This is a genomic window from Agrobacterium sp. LR_9, assembly GCF_041954855.1.
GTDB classification, from domain to species: Bacteria; Pseudomonadota; Alphaproteobacteria; order Rhizobiales; family Rhizobiaceae; genus Agrobacterium; species Agrobacterium leguminum.
In genome coordinates, this window is record NZ_JAVAYA010000002.1 from 133,033 (window position 1) to 155,223 (window position 22,191).

At 59.7% G+C, this 22,191-nt stretch carries 20 protein-coding genes; all 20 read right to left on the reverse strand.

Translation table 11 applies throughout. The features are described 5' to 3' along the window. Positions 1-200: 200 nt before the first annotated feature. Positions 201-884 (reverse strand): ABC transporter ATP-binding protein, encoded by a 684-nt coding sequence (locus RAC79_RS03035; RefSeq protein ID WP_338810278.1) that lies wholly within the window; start codon positions 882-884, stop codon positions 201-203. Between the two features lie 15 nt (positions 885-899). Further along, positions 900-2,207 carry a lipoprotein-releasing ABC transporter permease subunit gene (locus tag RAC79_RS03040; RefSeq protein ID WP_003521507.1) on the reverse strand — a complete coding sequence of 436 codons (1,308 nt, stop codon included), beginning with the start codon at positions 2,205-2,207 and terminating at the stop codon, positions 900-902. A 124-nt stretch (positions 2,208-2,331) separates the two neighbouring features. Then, entirely contained in the window at positions 2,332-3,654 is a 1,323-nt protein-coding gene (gene proS / locus RAC79_RS03045) for a proline--tRNA ligase (protein WP_174039076.1), read from the reverse strand. Positions 3,655-4,311: 657 nt separating this feature from the next. Next, positions 4,312-4,617, reverse strand: a complete 306-nt coding sequence (locus RAC79_RS03050) for a DUF1467 family protein (RefSeq protein ID WP_374996859.1) — start codon at positions 4,615-4,617, stop codon at positions 4,312-4,314. A gap of 132 nt (positions 4,618-4,749) precedes the next feature. After that, positions 4,750-6,417, reverse strand: a complete 1,668-nt coding sequence (locus RAC79_RS03055; protein ID WP_174039075.1) for a ribonuclease J — start codon at positions 6,415-6,417, stop codon at positions 4,750-4,752. A gap of 201 nt (positions 6,418-6,618) precedes the next feature. After that, positions 6,619-7,359: a biotin--[acetyl-CoA-carboxylase] ligase gene (locus tag RAC79_RS03060; RefSeq protein ID WP_174035913.1), complete on the reverse strand. Its 741-nt coding sequence runs from the start codon at positions 7,357-7,359 to the stop codon at positions 6,619-6,621. A 26-nt stretch (positions 7,360-7,385) separates the two neighbouring features. After that, positions 7,386-8,828 (reverse strand): NADH-quinone oxidoreductase subunit NuoN, encoded by a 1,443-nt coding sequence (nuoN, locus tag RAC79_RS03065; protein ID WP_078054275.1) that lies wholly within the window; start codon positions 8,826-8,828, stop codon positions 7,386-7,388. Between the two features lie 18 nt (positions 8,829-8,846). Then, positions 8,847-10,358 carry an NADH-quinone oxidoreductase subunit M gene (locus RAC79_RS03070; protein ID WP_142844881.1) on the reverse strand — a complete coding sequence of 504 codons (1,512 nt, stop codon included), beginning with the start codon at positions 10,356-10,358 and terminating at the stop codon, positions 8,847-8,849. Continuing rightward, the gene (gene nuoL, locus RAC79_RS03075; protein ID WP_065653984.1) at positions 10,358-12,355 is read right to left on the reverse strand and encodes an NADH-quinone oxidoreductase subunit L; all 1,998 of its coding nucleotides are present in this window, start codon (positions 12,353-12,355) and stop codon (positions 10,358-10,360) included. The genes RAC79_RS03070 and nuoL overlap by 1 nt, the downstream gene beginning before the upstream one ends. 7 nt (positions 12,356-12,362) lie before the next feature. Continuing rightward, complete coding sequence (gene nuoK, locus RAC79_RS03080) at positions 12,363-12,671, reverse strand: NADH-quinone oxidoreductase subunit NuoK (protein ID WP_003521516.1); 309 nt, start codon at positions 12,669-12,671, stop codon at positions 12,363-12,365. Positions 12,672-12,699: 28 nt separating this feature from the next. Beyond that, a complete protein-coding gene (locus RAC79_RS03085; RefSeq protein WP_003521517.1) occupies positions 12,700-13,314 on the reverse strand; it encodes an NADH-quinone oxidoreductase subunit J in 615 nt (204 codons plus the stop codon). 136 nt (positions 13,315-13,450) lie between these two features. Beyond that, positions 13,451-13,942, reverse strand: a complete 492-nt coding sequence (nuoI, locus tag RAC79_RS03090; RefSeq protein WP_003496449.1) for an NADH-quinone oxidoreductase subunit NuoI — start codon at positions 13,940-13,942, stop codon at positions 13,451-13,453. A gap of 36 nt (positions 13,943-13,978) precedes the next feature. Then, entirely contained in the window at positions 13,979-15,025 is a 1,047-nt protein-coding gene (gene nuoH / locus RAC79_RS03095; protein ID WP_003521518.1) for an NADH-quinone oxidoreductase subunit NuoH, read from the reverse strand. 13 nt (positions 15,026-15,038) lie between these two features. Then, complete coding sequence (gene nuoG / locus RAC79_RS03100; protein WP_142844880.1) at positions 15,039-17,120, reverse strand: NADH-quinone oxidoreductase subunit NuoG; 2,082 nt, start codon at positions 17,118-17,120, stop codon at positions 15,039-15,041. Positions 17,121-17,269: 149 nt separating this feature from the next. After that, positions 17,270-18,574 carry an NADH-quinone oxidoreductase subunit NuoF gene (gene nuoF / locus RAC79_RS03105; RefSeq protein ID WP_020012329.1) on the reverse strand — a complete coding sequence of 435 codons (1,305 nt, stop codon included), beginning with the start codon at positions 18,572-18,574 and terminating at the stop codon, positions 17,270-17,272. A gap of 10 nt (positions 18,575-18,584) precedes the next feature. Then, on the reverse strand, positions 18,585-19,682 hold the full coding sequence (locus tag RAC79_RS03110; RefSeq protein ID WP_078054017.1) for an NADH-quinone oxidoreductase subunit E: 1,098 nt from the start codon (positions 19,680-19,682) through the stop codon (positions 18,585-18,587). 16 nt (positions 19,683-19,698) lie between these two features. After that, the gene (locus RAC79_RS03115; RefSeq protein ID WP_142844879.1) at positions 19,699-19,959 is read right to left on the reverse strand and encodes a hypothetical protein; all 261 of its coding nucleotides are present in this window, start codon (positions 19,957-19,959) and stop codon (positions 19,699-19,701) included. Next, positions 19,959-21,149, reverse strand: coding sequence for an NADH-quinone oxidoreductase subunit D (locus tag RAC79_RS03120; RefSeq protein ID WP_003496461.1), 1,191 nt, complete (start codon positions 21,147-21,149; stop codon positions 19,959-19,961). The genes RAC79_RS03115 and RAC79_RS03120 overlap by 1 nt, the downstream gene beginning before the upstream one ends. A 1-nt stretch (position 21,150) precedes the next feature. Next, on the reverse strand, positions 21,151-21,579 hold the full coding sequence (locus tag RAC79_RS03125; RefSeq protein ID WP_174039074.1) for a GFA family protein: 429 nt from the start codon (positions 21,577-21,579) through the stop codon (positions 21,151-21,153). Then, a complete protein-coding gene (locus RAC79_RS03130) occupies positions 21,576-22,178 on the reverse strand; it encodes an NADH-quinone oxidoreductase subunit C (RefSeq protein WP_003496465.1) in 603 nt (200 codons plus the stop codon). The genes RAC79_RS03125 and RAC79_RS03130 overlap by 4 nt, the downstream gene beginning before the upstream one ends. Positions 22,179-22,191 lie beyond the last annotated feature (13 nt).

The following is a 22,191-nucleotide window of genomic DNA, read 5'->3' on the forward strand; positions in this document are numbered from 1 at the left end:
AACCCGGAGGTAAAACACCCCCGGGGCTCGGAAAAAACTCAAATTTGGAGAACGGGCGTTCTCTGGAGAGCATCGGGCGGACCGAATCGCCAGCTTGGTGCAATCCGTCCCGGTGCCGTCATTCACCCCAATTGGCGGGAACGATCATTTCCAGCGCTATGGAAAAATTGGCGCACGAGGATCGTGTCTCGCGCATCAGTTCAGAAATCGACGATCTTGCCGTCGGTCAGCGTCACACGCCGGTCCATGCGGGCGGCGAGTTCATGATTGTGGGTGGCGATCAGCGCCGCGAGGCCGGATTGGCGTACCAGCGCCTCCAGCGCGTCGAAAACATAATGCGCTGTTTCCGGATCGAGATTGCCGGTCGGCTCGTCGGCGAGCAGCAAAAGCGGTGCGTTGGCGACGGCGCGGGCGATGGCGACACGCTGCTGTTCACCGCCGGAGAGTTCCGCCGGGCGGTGCTCACCGCGATGCCCCACCCGCATATAGTCGAGCAGCGCACTGGCGCGCTTGTGGGCTTCGGCCTGTGTCAGACCGGCGATGAGCTGCGGCATCATCACATTTTCCACCGCCGAGAATTCCGGCAGGAGGTGATGGAACTGGTAGACAAAGCCGATATCGCTGCGGCGGATCGCGGTTCGCGTTTCATCCGGCAGGTCATTGCAGGGTGCGCCGTTGATATAGACCTCGCCGGCATCTGGATGTTCGAGAAGTCCCGCCAGATGCAGCAGCGTGGATTTGCCGGTCCCCGAAGGGGCGACCAGCGCCACCATCTCGCCGCTCTTCAATTCGAAATCAGCCTTGCGCAGAATGGAAAGCGACGTCTCGCCCTGACCATAGGTTCTCTCGACGCCAGTAAGCCGCAGCACTGTTTTTTTTGCCATATTGCGAAGCGGTCCTTATTCGTAACGCAGGGCCTGCACCGGATCGAGCTTGGAAGCCCGCCATGCTGGAAAGATCGTTGCCAGGAAAGAGAGCGTCAGCGCCATGATGACAACGGAAATGGTCTCGCTGATATCCATTTCGGCCGGAAGCTGGCTCAGGAAATAAAGCTGCGGGTCAAACAGCACCGTGCCGGATATCCACGAGAAGAACTGCCGGATGGATTCCACATTGAGGCAGACGATGACGCCGAGCGCCACGCCGGCAAAGGTGCCGACCATGCCGATGGCCGCCCCGGTCATGAAGAAGATGCGCATCACGGAGCCGGAGCTTGCACCCATGGTGCGCAGAATGGCGATGTCGCTGCCCTTGTCCTTCACCAGCATGATGAGGCCGGAAATGATGTTGAGCGCCGCCACAAGAACGATGAGGGTCAGGATCATGAACATCACGTTCCGCTCCACCTGCAGGGCGGAAAAGAAGGTCTGGTTCCGCTGTCTCCAGTCGGTGATATAAATCTGCCGTTCGGCGGCCTGTTCGACCAGCGGGCGGATTCCGTCGACATCGTCGGGGCGGCTGACATAAAGCTCTATGGATTGCACGAGGCCTTCGGCATTGAAATAAAGCTGGGCTTCGGACAGGGGCATATAGATCATCGAGGCGTCATATTCCGACATGCCGATCTCGAAGACGCCGGATATCTTGTAGGATTTGACGCGCGGATTGACGCCCATCGGCGTCACGTCGCCTTCCGGGGAAATGAGGGTGATGTCGTCACCGGCCGTTACGCCGAGCTGGGCGGCAAGCCTTGAGCCGACGAGAACACCATCTCCAGCCATGAAGCCGACCAGATCGCCAGTCTTGATGTTGGTGGCGACTTCCTTGACCTTGTCGATATCTTCCTGGCGAACGCCGCGCACCAGGGCGCCGGAGCCCGCGCCGCCGCGGCCGGAGGCGAGCGTCTGGCCCTCCACCAGCGGCAGGGCCATGGTGACGCCGGGAACGGCGGCAAACTTCTTCGCCAGCTCATCATAATTATTGAAGGGCTGGTCGATCGGCTGCACGATCATATGGCCGTTGATGCCGAGAATGCGCGAAATGAGCTCGGTGCGGAACCCGTTCATCACCGCCATGACGATGATAAGCGTCGCCACGCCCAGCATGATGCCGACAAAGGAAAAACCGGCGATGACGGAAATGAACGCTTCCTTGCGCCGCGACCGCAGATAACGCCAGGCCACCATGCGTTCAAAAGCGGAAAACGGCCGGGCGGTTTTTGCCCCGGCGGAAACAGCCGCACCCTTGTCAGCCTCGGCTTGTGCCATGTCGTCTCCCTGATCTCAAACTGCAAGGCCGGTCTTTTCCGAAAACCGGCCCATATTTCTGCGGCATCTGCGTTACGAAACCGGAGCGGACTTCGGGTGAAGCCGCTCCGTCTTCAGCTCGCGCTTAGCCGAGCACTCTGGTCATCGCCGCCTCGATCGTCACGGTCTCCCGCTCGCCGGTCTTGCGATCCTTCACTTCGACTTCGCCATTCGCGACCGAACGCGGGCCGACGATGATCTGAAGCGGCACGCCAATAAGATCAGCGGTTGCGAATTTCTGGCCTGCACGGTCGTCCGTGTCGTCGTAAAGAACATCCTTGCCGGCGTTGGAGAGCGAGTAATACAGCTTTTCACAAGCCGCATCACAGGCAGCATCGCCAGCCTTCATGTTGATGATCACGACATCGAAGGGAGCGACCGAGGCCGGCCAGATGATTCCGTTCTCATCATGCGATGCTTCAATGATGGCGGGAACAAGGCGTGTCGGCCCGATACCATAGGAACCCATGTGGACAGGGTGTTCCTTGCCATCCTTACCCTGCACTTTCGCGCCCATCGGCTCCGAATATTTGGTGCCGAAATAGAAGATGTGGCCGACTTCAATGCCGCGCGCGGAAAGGCGCTCGCCATCGGGAATGGCATTGTAAGCGGCTTCGTCATGCATTTCGGACGTGGCGGCATAATCGGCCGTCCACTCATCGAATACGCCTTGCAACGCCGCGACATCGTCGAAGTCGGTGTTTTCGGCGGGAATGGCGCGGTCGAGGAAGCTCTTGTGGCAGAAGACTTCGGATTCGCCGGTATCGGCCAGAATGATGAATTCATGGCTGTGATTGCCACCAATCGGGCCGGTATCGGCACGCATCGGAATGGCGCGCAGGCCAAGGCGCTCGAAGGTGCGCAGGTAAGCCACGAACATCTTGTTATAGGAATGGATCGCGTCTTCCTTGGTCAGATCGAAGGAATAGGCGTCCTTCATCAGGAACTCACGCGAACGCATGGTGCCGAAACGCGGACGTACCTCGTCGCGGAACTTAAGCTGTATATGGTACAGGTTCAGCGGCAGGTTCTTGTAGGACTTCACATAAGAACGGAAGATGTCAGTGATCATCTCCTCATTGGTGGGGCCGTAGAGCATCTGGCGGTCCTGACGGTCCTTGATACGCAGCATTTCCTTGCCGTAGTCATCGTAACGGCCGCTTTCCTGCCAGAGCTCGGCCGATTGCAGCGTCGGCATCAGAAGCTCGATGGCGCCGGAGCGATCCTGCTCCTGGCGGATGATCCTGTTGACCTTGTCCAGCACGCGCTTGCCGAGCGGCAGCCAAGAATAGATGCCAGCCGATTGCTGCCGGATCATGCCGGCGCGCAGCATGAGGCGGTGGGAGACGATCTCCGCTTCCTTGGGGTTTTCCTTCAGGATGGGCATGAAATAACGGCTGAGACGCATGACGGCTTCCATTGATGCGGACGACAGCGCGCAAAGGCGCGGGAATCGCCCCGAATAGAGGGATATTGGCGCCGGATATAGCCGTTTCCGGCCGAGATGAAAACCCGCCATGAAAAGAGCGTTAAAGGCCATTTTGCGGTATTTTCGCGATAGCTAATTCGCGTCAAAACGCTTTGGTCGGAATATTATTCTTGATCCGGTGCGACAAATTGCACCACGGAGAATTTTTTGCCGACTGTAACAAATATGCAAAAAATGAGATGACAAGCTTGGGGGTTTGAGCTAGCTTTAGCTTACAAAAGAGGCAGGAAGTTTAAATTCTTGTCATTTTCGCGGTCAGTCTTGGGAGGATCAGATCTTAGGCGCGCTCGTTCGCAGCCCCGGCAACGGTTACAGATCACGCGAAACCTGGAAAACAAGGCTGAAAGGCCTTGTTTTTTTTTGCTTCTACACAAATGACCCCGCCCCCGCCGCTATATTCCGGTAAAATTATGGCGGTGAATCAGGCACTGAGCACGTTCCTGCTGTGTGCACGAGAGATATGACATCCATATGACAGAATCCCGGTCATATCCCCCGGAAACTGCCGCGACCATGGGCTCACCGCCCGTCTGAGTGAGCAAGATGCGCGCGAACGGCGATCACCAGCGCAGCTTTTCAATCGAAAACGGGAATAATTCTCGGCAGGTCATCGAGGCTGACGCCGAACCACCAGGTTCCGCCGTACCACAGCCCACAGATCAGGGCCGAGATTACGGTCGTCCACAAAACGATCCGCCCGCCCCTGAACCTTGATGGCGCACTGGCGACCGTGCCCAGCGCCACATCGCCCTCCTCGTCCTGAGTGCGCAGGCCAATCGGCAGCACGATGAAAAGCACCGTCCACCAGACGATGAAATAAACGGCGAAGGCCGAAAGAAGCGGCATGTGATCCTCCTGCACAATGGGATTCTTGTAACGCATTCATCCGCAGATCGGAATCACTTCTCCGCAAGAAACCCTAAAAGAAAACAGAAGGGCCGCGCTTTGCGGCACGGCCCTGGAATCAACGGGAAAAAGGCAGACGCCCCGGCCGATTGCCAGTAAGCTCCCGGCTTAGACCTTGGTTACAAATACCGTGACGATCGGCTTCTTGCCCCAGCTCTGGTTGGCGGCGGCACGCACGGCGCGACGCACGGCTTCACGCAGCAGATCCAGATCCTTGCGGCGGGCACGCGGAATGCTTTCTACGGCGCCGAGAACGGCGTCATAAAGCGTGTCTTCCATCGCCTCGTCCTCGTCATCGAATTCCGGCAGGCCGAAAGGCACGACATCGGGGTCGCCAAGGAAGTCATAACGGCTGTCCAGCACGACGTTGACGGCGACGTGGCCGGCGAAGGACAGCTTGCGGCGATTGCTGATGCCCATCTCGTCCATGTCACCGACGAGATTGCCGTCCTTGAAGACGCGGCCATGCGGCACATCGTCAATCACCTCGGCCGGACCGGGCGCAAGGCGCAGAACATTGCCATTGCGAACCTTCGGCACCTGCGAAATGCCAGCCTGTTCGGCGAGCTCCTTCTGCGCCACCAGATGCGCCGCTTCGCCGTGAACGGGCACGACGATCTGCGGCTTCGTCCATTCATACATCCTCAGAAGCTCGTTACGGCGCGGATGGCCGGAGACATGCACCAGCGCCTCATTGTCGGTGACGATATGGACGCCCTGCTCGATGAGGCCGTTCTTGATGTCGATGATCGCCTTCTCGTTGCCGGGGATGGCGCGCGAGGAAAACACCACCGTATCGCCGGAAGCCAGCGCCACATTGCGCATCTCGTCACGCGAAAGCTTGGCGAGTGCGGCGCGCGGCTCGCCCTGCGAACCGGTCAGGATCAGCACCACCCGGTCGCGCGGAATATAGCCATATTCGTCTTCGGCGAGGAATGGCTTGATGCCTTCCATGATGCCGAGATCCTGCGAGACGTTGACGACGCGCTTCAGCGACGAGCCAAGCAGCAGCACCTCGCGGCCGGCTGCTTCCGCGGCCTGCGCAATCGAACGGATGCGACCGACATTGGAGGAGAAGGTGGTGACGGCCACACGACCCTCGGCGTTTTCGATGATCTGCCGCAGGCCTTCGGAAACCTCGTGTTCGGAGGGCGATACGCCATCGCGCACCGAATTGGTGCTGTCACACATCAGCGCCAGTACGCCCTCTTCGCCGATGGCGCGGAAGCGGGCCTCATCCGTCAACGGACCGAGCGACGGGGCCTCGTCGATTTTCCAGTCACCGGTGTGGATGACATTGCCGAGCGGTGTGCGGATGACCAGCGACATCGGCTCCGGAATGGAGTGGTTGACGCCGACCGCCTCGATTTCGAACGGGCCGACATTGATGCGGTCGCCCGCCTTGAAGATCGTCACCGGAATTTCGGCACGCGTGCCCTCATAGGCGCGCTTGGCTTCCAGCATGCCGGCGGTGAAAGGCGAAGCATAGACCGGCACGTTGAGGCCGGGCCAGAGATCGTTAAGCGCGCCATAATGGTCTTCATGGGCGTGGGTGATGATGATGCCCTTGAGGTTCTTTTTCTGCTCGGCGATATAGCTGATGTCCGGCAGTACCAGATCGACGCCCGGCAGGTCCGGGCCGGCGAAGGTCACGCCGCAATCCACCATGATCCATTGGCGCTTGCTCTCCGGCCCGTAGCCATAAAGCGCCAGATTCATGCCGATTTCACCCACGCCGCCAAGCGGCACAAAGACCAGTTCGTCCTGTTTAGCCATTGTTTTTCTTATCCATTCACGAAAGCATGCAGGCGACGGCAATTGGCCGCGCCCGCCGCTCTTAAGCATCGGACCTGTTGAACCATCTGATCGACCGGGCCGATGCGGAACCGGTTTTTCACCCTGCTTTTCATGAGCCGCAGGAAAGCTCCAACCTGTGGGATCCGGTTCGGCGCGGGTTCCTGGGCCGCACCGTTCGCCTCATCCGAAAAACACGTCGCCGGCGGCGATGGAGCGTCTTGCGCCCTCATCCTCATCCAGCAGCAGATAACCATTATCATCAATCCCGACGAAACGCCCGCCAATCGAGCGGTCCGGAAAGTTGACGGTGATATGTTCGCCGATGCCGCAGGCGGCGGCACGCCAGCCGGCCATGATGCCGGCAACGCCCCTGCCCTCGTCCCAAGCCCCCAGCACCTCCGCCGTCTCACGGAAAAGATGGGCGAACAATTCGTCGGGCGAGCAAGAAGCCCCATGTTCGGAAAGCATGGTGACGGGGTAAAGCGGATTTTCCGGCTTATGGGCGATATTGATGCCGATGCCGATGACGATGGCGCGTCGGCCATCCGGCAGCAGCTCCGCCTCCATGAGAATGCCGCAGGTCTTGCGGCGTCCGATCAGCACGTCGTTCGGCCATTTGATTTCGAGCGGCTCACCACCCGTCGGCAGCACCGCGCGGATGGCGCGATAAACAGCCAGCGCGAAGGCAAGCGGCAGGGACCCTATACGGTCCATCGGAGCGGGATCGATCAGAAGAAGCGAGGCGTAGAGATTGCCGGGTTCGGAGACCCATGGCCGGCCGCGACGGCCGCGTCCGCCGGTCTGGCGGATGGCGGTGATCCACAGATTGCCGCCATCGCCCGCCCTTGCCTGGGTGAAACATTCCAGATTGGTCGATGGCGTTTCCGCCATCGCCTCGTGCCGGAAGTCATCGATGGACATCCGGCCCGTATGCTTGTGTGTGCTGCTCAAAAGAAGGTCTTCGCCGCAGCAGTGACCGCGTTGCCGAGTGCACCGCCGAAGACGATGAAGGCCACGGTGAAGAAGGCCGAAAGCGCATAAACCACTTTGAGTTCGCCCGACGGACGCTCGAACTTGTCCTTGGCTTCATCGAACCACATGACCTTGACGACGCGGATGTAATAATAAGCGCCGACAACCGAGCCGATGACACCGATGATGGCGAGCGGATAGAGCTTCGCCTCGATGGCAGCGAGGAAGACATAATACTTGCCGAAGAAGCCGGCGAGCGGCGGAATGCCGGCAAGCGAGAACATCAGGATCGTCAGCACAACCGCCATGAAGGGGTTGGAGGACGAAAGACCGGCCAGATCCTCGACAGTCTCGACATTGCCGATTTCCTTGCGGCGCATGGAGAGAATGCAGGCGAAGGTGCCGAGCGTCATGACCATATAAACGGTCATGTAGAGGATGACGCCAGCCACACCGGCTTCGGTGCCCGCAGCGAGACCGACCAGCGCATAACCCATGTGACCGATGGAGGAATAAGCCATCAGGCGCTTGATGTTCTTCTGGCCGATTGCGGCAAAGGAGCCGAGCAGCATGGAGGCGATGGAGATGAACACGACGATCTGCTGCCAGTCGGCGAAGACCGGCTGGAACGCCTCGATGACGATGCGAACGAGGATCGCCATAGCGCCGATCTTCGGCGCAGCCGACAGGAACGCCGTTACCGGGGTCGGCGCACCTTCATAAACGTCCGGCGTCCACATATGGAACGGCACGGCCGAAATCTTGAAGGCGAGACCGGCGAGAACGAAGACCAGGCCGAAAACGAGACCGAGCGAACGGGTTTCCGAGGCCAGAACCTGGGCGATTTCGGTAAAGCCGGTATTGCCGGTGAAGCCGTAGACCAGCGACATGCCGTAAAGCAGCATGCCGGAAGACAGCGCGCCGAGCACGAAATACTTCAGGCCCGCTTCCGTGGAGCGCAGGCTTTCACGGTTGATGGCGCAGACCACGTAGAGCGCCAGCGACTGCAGTTCCAGCGCCATGTAGAGCGAGATCAGGTTGTTGGCCGAGATCATCAGCAGGATGCCCAGCGTCGCAAGAACCAGCAGCACCGGATATTCGAAACGGCCGATGGGTTCGAAACGGCCCTGACCGACGGCCAGGATCATGGCGGTGATGGAGCCGATCAGCGCCAGTACCTTCATGAAGTTGCCGAAGGCATCGGCGATGTAGACACCGCCGAAGGCCACGCCCGAAGCGGGGGCAAAGATGATCCAGAGACCGACGACGAGCAGGAGGGCAACGGCAAGGCCGGTGACCGTCGTTGTCGACTTGTCGCCCGAGAAGACGCCAATCATGAGCAGCGCCAGCGCGCCGACCGCAAGGATCAGCTCGGGCGTCGCAATGTGCAGACTGGCAAAAAGGATTTCAGCGGTCATGTCCAACGGGTCCTGTCGTCAATTCATAGAGAGCGCAACATTTTGCGCCGCCTGCAGTGCAGCCGAATAGTTGTTTACCAGAAGATCGACCGATGCGGCTGTCGCATCGAACACCGGTGCCGGATAGACGCCGAAGAAGATCGTCAGCACAACCAGCGGATAAAGGATGACCTTTTCGCGGGTCGACAGATCGAGCATCGACTTCAGGCTTTCCTTCTCGAGCGCACCGAAGATCACGCGGCGATAGAGCCACAGCGCATAGGCGGCCGAGAGGATGACGCCGGTTGCCGCAAACAGTGCGACCAGCGTGTTGGCGCGGAAGACGCCGATCAGCGTCAGGAACTCACCGACGAAGCCGGAGGTGCCGGGCAGACCGACATTGGCCATGGTGAAGATCATGAAGGCGACGGCATATTTCGGCATGTTGTTGACGAGGCCGCCATAGGCCGCGATTTCGCGGGTGTGGAGACGGTCGTAGACAACGCCGACGCAGAGGAAGAGCGCGCCCGACACGATGCCGTGCGACAGCATCTGGAAGATTGCGCCCTGCACGCCCTGAACGTTGGCGGCGAAGATACCCATGGTCACGTAACCCATGTGGGCGACGGAGGAATAGGCAATCAGCTTCTTGATGTCGTCCTGCATCATCGCCACCAGCGAGGTGTAGATGATGGCGAGAACAGACAGCGTGAAGACGAAGGGAGCGAAATAATCCGAAGCCAGCGGGAACATCGATAGCGAGAAGCGGATGAAACCGTAACCGCCGAGCTTCAGCATGACGCCGGCAAGGATGACCGAACCTGCGGTCGGGGCCTGAACGTGGGCGTCCGGCAGCCAGGTGTGCACCGGCCACATCGGCATCTTGACCGAGAAGGCGGCGAAACAGGCGAGCCACAGCCAGGTCTGCATGCCGGCCGGGAAGCCGTATTTCAAGAGTTCTGTCATGTCGGTGGTGCCGGCCTGCCAGTACATGGCCATGATGGCGAGCATGGTCAGAACCGAACCGAGCAGCGTGTAGAGGAAGAACTTGTAGGAGGCGTAAACGCGATCCTTGCCGCCCCACACACCGATGATGATGAACATCGGGATCAGCGTCGCTTCGAAGAAGACGTAGAAGAGAACCGTATCCAGCGCCACGAAAACGCCGATCATGACGACTTCCAAGAGCAGGAAGGCGATCATGTATTCCTTGATGCGCTTCTCGATCGAATCCCAGCTTGCCAGCACGCAGAAAGGCATGAGGAAAGTGGTGAGGATGACGAAGAGCATGGAGATGCCGTCGACACCCAGATGGTAGGCGGCGATGTTGCCGAACCATTGATGCTTCTCGACCATCTGGAAACCGGGGTTCGAATTGTCGAAACCGATCCAGATGAACAGCGACACGATGAAGGTGAAGACTGTTGTCAGCAGCGAGACATTGAGAATGTTGCGGCGACCATAGGGGCCGTTCTCATTCGTCAGAAGCAGGAGCACCACGCCGACGAGCGGCAGAAAGGTGACCGTTGAAAGAATGGGCCAATCGGTCATCAGAGGGCACTCCCGAGCATCATCCAGGTGACAAGCGCCGCGATGCCGATCAGCATCGCAAAGGCATAATGATAAAGATAACCGGATTGCAGGCGGACCATGCGGTTGGTCACGTCAACCACACGCGCTGCAATGCCGTTCGGTCCATAGTGGTCGATGACGGCGACGTCACCCTTCTTCCACAGGAAGCGGCCGAGCGCCTTTGCGGAACGAACGAAGAGGAAGTCGTAGAGTTCGTCGAAATACCACTTGTTGAGAAGGAACTGGTAGAGGCCACGATGGGTCTCGGCCAGACGCTTCGGCGTCTCCGGCGACTTGATGTACATGTACCAGGCGGTCACGAAACCAAGCGCCATGGCGAAGAACGGGCTCCACTTCACCCACAGCGGAACGTGGTGGAACTCTTCGAGGATCTCGTTTTCCGGAAGCGTAAACAGGGCGCCCTTCCAGAATTCGGCATATTCATGACCGAAGAAATAACCTTCGAAGGCAACACCGGCGAAGATCGCGCCAACGGTGAGGATGAAGAGCGGGATGAGCATGACCATCGGCGATTCATGCACGTGGTGCATGACGTCGGCCGAAGCGCGCGGCTTGCCGAAGAAGGTCATGAAGGCCAGACGCCAAGAATAGAAGCTGGTGAACAGCGCGGCAATGACCAGCAGCGTGAAGGCGAAGCCCGACAGAACCGAATGCGACGCATAAGCGGATTCGATGATGACGTCCTTGGAGAAGAAGCCGGCAAAACCGATCATCGTGCCCGGGATACCAACGCCGGTCAGCGCCAGCGTGCCGACAGTCATGGTCCAGAAGGTGATGGGGATATGCTTGCGCAGACCGCCCATGTACCGCATGTCCTGCTCGCCATCGACGGCATGGATGACCGAGCCGGCGCACAGGAACAACAGGGCCTTGAAGAAGGCGTGCGTGAAGAGGTGGAACACGGCAGCGCCATAAGCGCCGACGCCGAGCGCCACGAACATGTAACCGAGCTGCGAGCAGGTCGAATAGGCGATAACGCGCTTGATGTCGTTCTGCACGAGGCCAACGGTTGCCGCAAAGAAGGCGGTGATGGCGCCGATCAGCGTCACGACGGTCAGCGCATCGTGCGAAAGTTCGAACAGCGGCGACATGCGGGCGACGAGGAAGACGCCGGCGGTGACCATGGTTGCGGCGTGAATGAGGGCAGACACCGGGGTCGGGCCTTCCATCGCGTCCGGCAGCCAGGTGTGCAGCAGGAACTGCGCCGACTTACCCATCGCGCCCATGAAGAGCAGCAGGCACACGCCCGTCATCGCATGGGCCTTGTCCAGATGCATGCCGAACAGGTTGATGACGGTTTCCGAGGAGGCAGCGCCTTCAGCCGGCAGATAGGTCGCAGCGGCAGCGAAGATCGTTTCGAAATTGATCGAACCGAACAGCACGAACACGCCGCCGATGCCGAGAATGAAGCCGAAGTCACCGACGCGGTTGACGATGAAGGCCTTCATCGCAGCGGCAGAAGCGGACGGCTTCTTGAACCAGAAGCCGATCAGCAGATAGGACGCCAGACCCACGCCTTCCCAGCCGAAGAACATCTGCAGCAGGTTGTCGGAGGTCACCAGCATCAACATGGCGAAGGTGAAGAGCGACAGATAGGCGAAGAAGCGCGGACGATGCGGATCGTGGTGCATGTATCCGATCGAATAGAGATGCACCAGCGTCGAGACGGTGTTGACGACGACGAACATGACGGCCGTCAGCGTGTCGATGCGGAACGCCCATTCGACATCGATGCCGCCGGACTGGATCCAGCGCAGCACGGTGACCTTGATCACCTCGCCCGGCTCGCCATGGGCGAGCGCGACGGTGAAGAACACGATCCACGACAGGATGGCGACCACGATCATCAGACCGGTGGTGACATATTCCGAAGCCTTGGCGCCGATGGAGCGGCCGAACAGGCCGGCGATCAGGAAGCCGATCAGTGGAAGAAAGACGATAGCCTTGTAGATCATAGCCTTATCAGCCCTTCATCATATTGACGTCTTCGACGGCGATCGATCCGCGGTTGCGGTAGAAGACAACGAGTATTGCAAGACCGATGGCCGCTTCAGCGGCTGCGACGGTCAGAATGAACAAAGCGAAGACCTGGCCGACGATATCGTTCAGGAAGGCCGAGAAGGCCACCATGTTGATGTTGACCGCCAGGAGGATGAGTTCGATCGACATGAGGATGACGATGACGTTCTTCCGGTTAAGGAAGATGCCGAAGACGCCGATCGTGAAGAGGATCGCGCTGACCGTCAGGTAGTGGGAAAGACCGATTTCCATATTCTGTTTCCTTGGATCCGTTCGCGCCTCAGATGCCCTGGCCCGGCTTGACCTTGACCGTGGTAACGGCGGTCTTCGGGTCGCGGCCGACCTGCGTGGAGATATCCTGCCGCTTGATGTCGGTGCGATGACGCAGCGTCAGCACGATGGCGCCGATCATGGCCACCAGCAGCACGAGGCCGGCGAGCTGGAAGAAGTAGACGTAATTGGTATAGAGCACGTCGCCGAGTGCGGCCGTATTGGTGCGTTCGGTGACCGGCGGGATCGGCATGGTGATGGACTTGGCCGCAATCGGGTTCAGCATGCTGCCGCCGACCACGACGATCAGTTCCGCCGCGAGGATGACGCCGATCAGCGCACCGACCGGGGCATATTGCAGCACGCCCGAACGAAGCTCTGCGAAATCCACATCCAGCATCATGACGACGAAGAGGAAGAGCACCGCCACGGCGCCGACATAAACCACCAGCAGGATCATGCCGAGGAATTCGGCGCCCGTCAGCAGGAACAGCGCGGCTGCGTTGAAGAAGGTCAAAATCAGGAAGAGCACCGAATGAACTGGGTTCTTCGATGCGATGACCATGAACGCAGACGCCACGGCGACGAAAGCGAATATATAAAAGAATACAGCGTGCAGACCCATGTTGGTGCCTTCTTGTCCTCATCGGGCAAAGATGGCTCGAAGGCCCCTCACCCGTTTCGTCCCCGCCGGCGAAAACCGCGCAGGCATTTTACTTTTCATCGCTCTCCGGGGTTTCCCCCGGAAAGACGGTTGCGCCTTAACGGTAAGGCGCATCCAGTGCGAGGTTGCGTGCGATTTCACGCTCCCAGCGGTCGCCATTGTCGAGAAGCTTCTGCTTGTCGAAATAAAGCTCCTCGCGGGTTTCCGTCGCGAATTCGAAGTTCGGGCCTTCGACGATGGCATCCACCGGGCAGGCTTCCTGGCAGAAACCGCAATAGATGCACTTCACCATGTCGATATCGTAACGCACCGTGCGGCGGGTGCCGTCATTGCGGCGCGGGCCGGCTTCGATGGTGATCGCCTGAGCGGGACAGATCGCTTCACACAGCTTGCAGGCGATGCAGCGCTCTTCACCGTTCGGATAACGGCGCAGCGCATGTTCACCACGGAAGCGCGGAGAGACCGGGCCCTTTTCGAAAGGATAGTTCACCGTTGCCTTCTGTTTGAAGAAGTGGCGCATCGTGAGCAGGATCGCGCCGACGAACTCCTTCAGGAACAGCGAATTGACGGCTTGGGAGAGGCTTGCCATCTCAGTCTCCAGATTTCTGAGCGAGGAGTACGGACATCAACCGGCCCACCCCGTCAGCTTCAATACGAATGCAACAATAACGACCATGGCGAGCGACAGCGGCAGGAACACCTTCCAGCCGAGACGCATGAGCTGGTCATAACGGTAACGCGGAACGAAAGCCTTGGTCAGCGCGATCATGAAGAAGACCATGCAGCCCTTCAATGCGAACCAGACAATGCCCGGAACCCAGTTCAGGAACCACACATCCACGATCGGCAGCCAGCCGCCCATGAACAGGATCGTCGTCAGGCAGCAGATCAGGACGATCGCAGCATATTCGCCGAGCATGAACATCATGTAAGGCGTGGAGCCGTATTCGACCATGTGACCGGCGACCAGTTCCGATTCCGCTTCCGGAAGGTCGAAGGGCGGACGGTTGGTTTCGGCAAGGCCCGAAATGAAGAACACGATGAACATCGGGAAGAGCGACAGCCAGTGCCAGTCGAGGAACGAGGCCGGCAGGCCGAGCATGGTGCCGAGGCCGGTCTTCTGGGCCAGAACGATGTCCGTCAGGTTGAGCGAACCGACGCAGAGCAGAACGGTGACGATGACGAGGCCGATCGACACTTCGTAGGACACCATCTGCGCGGCAGAACGCAGCGCGCCGAGGAACGGGTACTTCGAGTTCGAAGCCCAGCCGCCCATGATGATGCCGTATACTTCAAGCGAAGAAATCGCGAAGATATAGAGAATGCCGACATTGATATTGGCGACAACCCAGCCTTCATTGAAGGGAATCACGGCATAGGTGGCGAGCGCCAGCGTCACCGCTACCAGCGGCGCCAGAAGGAAAACGGCCTTGTTGGCGCCGGCCGGAATGACAGGCTCCTTCAGAATGAACTTCAGAAGGTCGGCGAAGGACTGGAAGAGACCGAAGGGACCAACGACGTTCGGACCACGGCGCAGCTGTACCGCCGCCCAGACCTTGCGGTCGGCAAGCAGCAGGAACGCGATGGACACCAGAAGGCAAACGAGAAGCAGCAGGGACTGGCCGACCATGATCAGCGCGGGCCAGACGTAGCTCCAGAAAAACTGTTCCATAAATCCCCTACCCTTACTCTGCCGCAGCCTGGAAATTGTTGCGGGCCAATGCGGAGCACTCGGCCATGACGGCGGATGCGCGCGCAATCGGGTTCGTCAAATAAAAGTCTTTAACCGGCGAGGCAAACGCCGACTTGTTGAGCGAGCCGCTTTTGCCAGCCAGCGCTTCGATATCTTTGCCGTTGCCGGCGACGATCTCGTCCGTTTCCGCCAGATGCGGATGCGCTACATAGAGCTGGCCGCGGAGCGCCGACAGCGAATCGAACGGCAGCTTCTTGCCGAGAACATCGGACAACGCACGCAGGATCGCCCAGTCTTCGCGGGCTTCGCCCGGTGCGAAACCGGCGCGGTTGCCCACCTGCACGCGGCCTTCGGTGTTGACCCAGATACCGGATTTTTCGGTATAGGCCGCACCCGGAAGGATGACGTCGGCATTCATCGCGCCCTGGTCGCCATGGCTGCCGATATAGACGGTGAACTTGGCGCCCTTGTTCGACAGGTCGAGTTCATCGGCGCCGAGCAGGAAGAGAACGTCCATGGAGGCGACCATGTCAGCGGCGGCAACACCGCCCTCGCCCGGCACGAAGCCGATGTCGAGACCGCCGACGCGGGAAGCGGCGGTGTGCAGGACAGAGAATCCGTTCCACTCTTCGGTGACAGCACCTACCGAGGTAGCGAGCTTGGCGGCGGCAGCCAGCACGGCTGCACCATCGGCGCGCGCCAGAGCGCCTTGGCCGATGATGATCAGCGGGTTCTTGGCAGATTTCAGCTTGTCGATGAAGCTGTGCGAGCCATTGGCCAGATCGGACAGCGTTTCAGCGCCGGAACCGAGATATTCGTAATTGTAGCGCAGTTCGCCAGCTTCGCCGATTACGCCGATCGGGAAACCGCCGCGACGCCAGCGCTTGCGGATGCGGGCATTGAGCACGGCCGCTTCGTAGCGCGGGTTGGAACCGACGATCAGCAGGGCGTCGGCCTGCTCGATGCCTTCAATGGTGGAATTGAAGATGTAGCTGGCGCGACCGAGCGAAGGATCAAGCGCTGCACCATCCTGACGGCAATCGACATTGGCCGAACCGAGCGAAGAGAGAAGCGACTTCAGCGCGAACATTTCTTCGACGGAGGCCAGATCGCCGGCAACCGCGCCGATCTTGTTGCCGGTTGTTGCGGCAACCGCCTGCTTGATGGCACCGAAGGCTTCACCCCAGGTGGCGGGCTGAAGGCGACCATCCTTGCGGACGTAAGGCCGGTCGAGGCGCTGAGTCTTCAGGCCGTCCCAGATAAAGCGGCTCTTGTCGGAAATCCACTCTTCGTTGATCGCCTCGTTGACGCGCGGCATGACGCGCATGACTTCGCGGCCGCGAGTATCGACGCGGATGGCCGAACCGAGCGCGTCCATCACGTCGATGGTTTCGGTCTTGTTCAGTTCCCACGGGCGGGCGGTGAAGGCGAAAGGCTTGGAGGTGAGCGCGCCGACCGGGCAGAGGTCAACGACGTTGCCCTGCAGCTCCGAGGTCATGGCCTGCTCGAGATAGGTGGTGATTTCCGCATCTTCGCCGCGGCCGATGAGACCGAGTTCGGCAATGCCGGCCACTTCCGTGGTGAAACGGACGCAGCGCGTGCAGTGGATGCAGCGGTTCATGACCGTCTTGACGAGCGGTCCGATGTACTTGTCTTCAACCGCACGCTTGTTTTCCGCATAACGCGAACCGGCGATACCGAAGGCCATGGCCTGGTCCTGCAGGTCACATTCGCCGCCCTGGTCGCAGATCGGGCAATCCAGCGGGTGGTTGATGAGCAGGAATTCCATCACGCCTTCGCGGGCCTTCTTGACCATTGGCGTGTTGGTGAAGATTTCCGGCAATTCGCCGTTCGGGCCGCCGCGAACGTCGCGAACGCCCATGGCGCAGGAAGCGGCGGGCTTGGGCGGTCCGCCCTTCACCTCGATGAGACACATGCGGCAGTTACCCGCGACCGACAAGCGCTCATGAAAACAAAAGCGCGGAACTTCGGCGCCAGCCTCCTCGCACGCCTGCAACAGCGTGAAATGATCCGGAACCTCGATCTCTTTACCGTCAACCTTGAGCTTTGCCATGGTTCTACTTACGTCCTGTTGCCTGTTCGTCCCATGTCTCACACGGTCCGCAACAAATCCTTAATCACGCCCGGCACTCGTATCGTCTGCCAGACGCTTCATGGTGTCGCGAGGCCGGAAAACTCCGGCTCCGCCTGAAGCCTTAATGCTTATTCAGCGGCTTCCAGAACAGCGCCATCATCCATGGCCCTGTAGGTATATTGGTCGATGCGCTTTTCGATTTCCGGACGGAAATTGCGGATCAGCGCCTGTACCGGCCATGCGGCGGCGTCGCCGAGCGCACAGATGGTGTGGCCTTCGATCTGCTTCGTCACTTCAAACAGCATGTCGATTTCGCGCTTCTGGGCATTGCCCTTGACCATGCGTTCCAGCACGCGCCACATCCAGCCCGTGCCTTCACGGCACGGCGTGCACTGACCGCAGCTTTCATGCTTGAAGAAGGCCGCGATGCGGGCAATCGCCTTGATGACGTCGGTGGACTTGTCCATGACGATCATGCCGCCGGTGCCGAAGGAGGATTTCACTTCGCGCATGCCGTCGAAATCCATGATGGCGTCCTTCATGTCCTCACCGCGAACGATGGGGCAGGATGCGCCGCCGGGGATGACGCCGAGCAGATTGTCCCAGCCGCCGCGAATGCCGCCGCAATGGTGTTCGATCAGCTCGCGGAAGGACAGGCCCAGCGCATCTTCGAAGGTGCACGGACGCTCGACATGGCCGGAGACCATGAACAGCTTGGTGCCGACATTGTTCGGACGGCCGATGGACGAGAACCATGCCGCGCCACGGCGCAGGATGGTCGGCGCAACGGCGATGGATTCGACGTTGTTGACGGTCGTCGGGCAGCCATAGAGGCCCATATTGGCCGGGAACGGCGGCTTCAGGCGCGGCTGGCCCTTCTTGCCTTCAAGGCTTTCGAGCAGAGCCGTCTCTTCGCCGCAGATATAGGCACCCGCGCCGTGGTGGACGTAGATGTCGAAATCCCAGCCGTTCTTGTTGTTCTTGCCGAGCAGGCCGGCATCGTAGCACTCATCGATGGCTGCCTGCAGCGCCTCACGCTCACGCATGTATTCGCCGCGAACGTAGATATAAGCGGTATGCGCGCCCATGGCGAAACCGGCGATCACGCAGCCTTCAATCAGCGTATGCGGATCGTTGCGCAGGATTTCGCGGTCCTTGCAGGTGCCGGGCTCGGATTCGTCGGCGTTGACGACGAGGTAATGGGGGCGGCCGTCATTTTCCTTCGGCATGAAGGACCATTTGAGACCCGTCGGGAAGCCAGCGCCGCCGCGACCGCGAAGGCCGGAAGCTTTCATCTCGTTGATGATCCAGTCACGGCCCTTTTCGATGATCTGTTTGGTGCCGTCCCAATGGCCGCGCGCTCTCACGCCCTTCAGGGACTTGTCCTTGAGGCCGTAGAGATTGGTAAAGATGCGATCCTGATCTTTTAACATGCTTCACCTCTTACCGCGGCTTCTTGCCGAAGACCCTGATATACTCGGCTTCGCCACCCTTGGCGAGCGCCTCGGCCTGCTTGACCCAGTCATCACGGCCGATACGGCCCTTGAAATTCAGATATCCATCGACCCAGTCGCATTCGGCCTGCTTCCAGCCGGCGATCTGCGCATAGGTGAAGATGCCGAGCTCGTTCAGCGTACCCTCAATCTTGGGGCCTACGCCGGAAATCAGCTTCAGGTCGTCGGGCGTTGCGGGCTTTTCGATGCCTGCCGGACGATCCTTGGAATCGAGCGACGGCTTCGCAGATCCCGAAGCTTCCTTTTCGGCGGTCTTCACATTGGCTTCGGCAGCCTTCGGCGCGGTCACCGGCGTCTTCAGCTTCGGATCGGTTTCAGGCGCATCCGTCTTCGGCTTGGCGGCGTTGGAGGGCGGAACCGGTGCGGCGTCCGCAGCCACTTCGGCCGGCTTGTCGAGATTGGAGCGATCCGGCTTGATCTCTTCCGTCAGCGTCGTCAGGCCGCCGACCGGGACCGACTGGTGACGGTCGATCTGCGGGCCGGTCTTGACGGTGTCGCCCTTGCCTGCCTCGAACGTATCGATGATCTCTTCCAGACGCTCGGGCGTCAGGTCCTCATAGGCGTCCTTGAAGATGATGACCATCGGCGCGTTGACGCAGGCGCCCTGACATTCCACTTCTTCCCAGGAGAGCGTGCCGCTCTCATTGGTGTGCAGCGGATCGTGGTGGATCTTCTTGCGGCAGACATCCATCAGCGCTTCCGAGCCGCGCAGCATGCAGGGCGTGGTGCCGCAAACCTGAACATGGGCGCGCGTGCCGACCGGCTTCAGCTGGAACTGGGTATAGAAGGTCGCCACTTCCATGACGCGGATATAGGCCATATCCAGCATGTCGGCGATTTTCTCGATGGCGGCGCGGGTAACCCAGCCGTCCTGCTCCTGCGCACGCATGAGCAGCGGGATGACCGCCGATTGCTGGCGTCCCTCGGGATATTTCTTGATCGTCTTTTCAGCCCATGCGGTATTTTCCGCATTGAAGGCAAACGCCACGGGCTGGAACTGATCTTCGGCTAGTCGACGAACGGACATACTTCCTCACGCCTTTTCAGTTTAACGTCTCACAACGCGATCTCGCCACCGTGACGAATTCGCAGGCGTAAGCCGCCTTGTCTTTCTGCATGAACACGATGAACTTGCTGCCATTGGGAACCGAGGCCTTGATCTCGTATCCCGACGACAGAAGCTGCTTGATGGTCGAAGAGCCGCCGCTCGACAGCGATATGCCGCCCACGTCCGTCGCCGTCTGGGCGAGAGCGGAGGCAGACATCGCAGCGAGAAAAGCCGGTATGGCCAGCGGCAGACGCATCAGCGGTCGACCTCCCCGAACACGATGTCGAGGGAGCCGAGCACGGCTGTAACGTCAGCAAGCTGATGGCCCTTGCACAGGAAATCCATGGCCTGCAGGTGTGCGTAGCCCGGCGCGCGGATCTTGCAGCGATAGGGCTTGTTCGAACCGTCTGCGACCACGTAAACGCCGAACTCGCCCTTCGGCGCTTCGACGGCGGCGTAAACTTCGCCGGCGGGAACGTGGTAACCTTCGGTGTAGAGCTTGAAGTGGTGGATCAGCGCTTCCATCGAACGCTTCATCTCGCCACGCTTCGGCGGAACTACCTTGCCGTCTAGCGACGAGACCGGGCCGATGCGATGCTTGCCGGAGAGAAGGTCGACGCACTGCTTCATGATCTTTACGGATTCGCGCATTTCCTGCATGCGGATCAGGTAACGATCATAGCAATCGCCGTTCTTGCCGACGGGAATGTCGAATTCGAGATCGGAATAGCACTCATAGGGCTGCGCGCGGCGCAAATCCCAGGCAGCGCCCGAGCCGCGCACCATCACGCCCGTGAAACCCCAGGCGAAGGCGTCTTCAAGCGAGACGACGCCGATATCGACGTTACGCTGCTTGTAGATGCGGTTGTCGGTCAAAAGGCCCTCGATATTGTCGAGAACGGTGAGGAACGGATCGCACCACTTGCCGATATCATCCACCAGTTCCGGCGGCAGGTCCTGATGCACGCCGCCCGGACGGACGTAAGCCGAGTGCATGCGGGCGCCGCAGGCGCGCTCATAGAACACCATCAGCTTTTCGCGTTCTTCGAAGCCCCAGACCGGCGGCGTCATAGCGCCGACGTCCATGGCCTGCGTCGTCACGTTCATGATGTGCGACAGGATGCGGCCGATTTCCGAATACAGGACGCGGATCAACTGACCGCGCATCGGGATTTCGAGACCGAGCAGCTTTTCGACGGCGAGCGCGAAAGCGTGTTCCTGGTTCATCGGTGCGACGTAGTCGAGGCGGTCGAAATAAGGAACGGCCTGCAGATAGGTCTTGGTCTCGATCAGCTTTTCGGTGCCGCGATGCAGGAGACCGATATGCGGATCGACGCGCTCGACGATTTCGCCATCCAGTTCCAGAACCAGACGCAGCACGCCGTGCGCGGACGGATGTTCCGGACCGAAGTTGATCGTGAAATTGCGGACGTTATGCTCAGTCATTCTAGTGCTCCGCCGAGGTGATCATGGCGATGAATTCGGGGCCGGTCATGTTCTGCGTGGTTTCCGCGAAAGAATAGCTCGAAGGCTTCTCATCCGTGAAAATCTGCGACGCGAACTTGAAACTGGAAGGGTTATCGAAAGCCTGCAACGAAACGGCGAAATGCTTGCCGTCCTTCGAGCGCCACATCAGCGTGCTGCCGCAATTCTTGCAGAAGCAGCGCTCACCCCATTCCGACGAGGAATAGACGCCGAGGTTCTCTTCGTTCTCAACGGAGATATCAGCGCATTCGACAGCCAGAAAGGCACCGCCGGACCAGCGGCGGCACATGGAGCAATGGCAAACGCCGAATTCGCGGGCACCGATGACGGCATTGAGGCCGACGGCGCCGCAAAGACATTGTCCATGCTCTGTCGGGGGGGCTTGGCTCATTGCTTGGCCTTTTCGTCACCCGGGAGAACATATTCGGTTCCTTCCCAGGGGGAGAGGAAATCGAAGTTGCGGAATTCCTGTTTCAGTTCAACCGGTTCATAAAGAACCCGTTTCAGCACGTCATCGTAACGCACTTCCACAAAGCCGGTAACCGGAAAATCCTTGCGCAGCGGATGGCCTTCGAAACCGTAGTCCGTGAGGATGCGGCGGAGATCCTTATGGCCTTCGAACGGAATGCCATACATGTCCCAGGCTTCGCGCTCGAACCATTCGGCACCCATATAAACCGAGGTCGAAGACGGTACGCCCTCGTCTTCCGCCACCTGCAGCTTGACGCGTACGCGCAGGTTCTGGCGCGGCGACAACAGGTGATAGACGACATCGAAACGCTTCTCGCGCTGCGGCCAGTCGACACCGCAAATATCGATGATGTTGACGAAACCGCACTGCACGTCGTCACGCAGGAAGGTCAAAAGCGCGATCACGCTTTCAGGCGTCGTGTTCAGCGTCAGCTCGCCATAGGCGATATCAGCCGACACCACGAGGGAACCACGCGCTTCCTTAACGTAAGCAGCAAGATCGTTGAGAGCTTCGCTCATTCTTAATCCGTCC

Bases quoted from the DNA above. Each gene is read 5' to 3' on its own strand.
- nuoL (WP_065653984.1), bottom strand. From the start codon at position 12,355: ATGATCTACAAGGCTATCGTCTTTCTTCCACTGATCGGCTTCCTGATC.
- proS (WP_174039076.1), bottom strand. From the start codon at position 3,654: ATGCGTCTCAGCCGTTATTTCATGCCCATCCTGAAGGAAAACCCCAAG.
- RAC79_RS03125 (WP_174039074.1), bottom strand. From the start codon at position 21,579: ATGAGCCAAGCCCCCCCGACAGAGCATGGACAATGTCTTTGCGGCGCC.
- nuoG (WP_142844880.1), bottom strand. From the start codon at position 17,120: ATGGCAAAGCTCAAGGTTGACGGTAAAGAGATCGAGGTTCCGGATCAT.
- RAC79_RS03070 (WP_142844881.1), bottom strand. From the start codon at position 10,358: ATGACCGATTGGCCCATTCTTTCAACGGTCACCTTTCTGCCGCTCGTC.
- RAC79_RS03130 (WP_003496465.1), bottom strand. From the start codon at position 22,178: ATGAGCGAAGCTCTCAACGATCTTGCTGCTTACGTTAAGGAAGCGCGT.
- RAC79_RS03110 (WP_078054017.1), bottom strand. From the start codon at position 19,682: ATGTCCGTTCGTCGACTAGCCGAAGATCAGTTCCAGCCCGTGGCGTTT.
- nuoH (WP_003521518.1), bottom strand. From the start codon at position 15,025: ATGGAACAGTTTTTCTGGAGCTACGTCTGGCCCGCGCTGATCATGGTC.
- RAC79_RS03040 (WP_003521507.1), bottom strand. From the start codon at position 2,207: ATGGCACAAGCCGAGGCTGACAAGGGTGCGGCTGTTTCCGCCGGGGCA.
- RAC79_RS03060 (WP_174035913.1), bottom strand. From the start codon at position 7,359: ATGTCCATCGATGACTTCCGGCACGAGGCGATGGCGGAAACGCCATCG.
- nuoK (WP_003521516.1), bottom strand. From the start codon at position 12,671: ATGGAAATCGGTCTTTCCCACTACCTGACGGTCAGCGCGATCCTCTTC.
- RAC79_RS03115 (WP_142844879.1), bottom strand. From the start codon at position 19,959: ATGCGTCTGCCGCTGGCCATACCGGCTTTTCTCGCTGCGATGTCTGCC.
- nuoN (WP_078054275.1), bottom strand. From the start codon at position 8,828: ATGACCGCTGAAATCCTTTTTGCCAGTCTGCACATTGCGACGCCCGAG.
- RAC79_RS03055 (WP_174039075.1), bottom strand. From the start codon at position 6,417: ATGGCTAAACAGGACGAACTGGTCTTTGTGCCGCTTGGCGGCGTGGGT.
- nuoF (WP_020012329.1), bottom strand. From the start codon at position 18,574: ATGTTAAAAGATCAGGATCGCATCTTTACCAATCTCTACGGCCTCAAG.
- RAC79_RS03050 (WP_374996859.1), bottom strand. From the start codon at position 4,617: ATGCGTTACAAGAATCCCATTGTGCAGGAGGATCACATGCCGCTTCTT.
- RAC79_RS03085 (WP_003521517.1), bottom strand. From the start codon at position 13,314: ATGGGTCTGCACGCTGTATTCTTTTATATATTCGCTTTCGTCGCCGTG.
- RAC79_RS03120 (WP_003496461.1), bottom strand. From the start codon at position 21,149: ATGACTGAGCATAACGTCCGCAATTTCACGATCAACTTCGGTCCGGAA.
- RAC79_RS03035 (WP_338810278.1), bottom strand. From the start codon at position 884: ATGGCAAAAAAAACAGTGCTGCGGCTTACTGGCGTCGAGAGAACCTAT.
- nuoI (WP_003496449.1), bottom strand. From the start codon at position 13,942: ATGGCAAGCCTCTCCCAAGCCGTCAATTCGCTGTTCCTGAAGGAGTTC.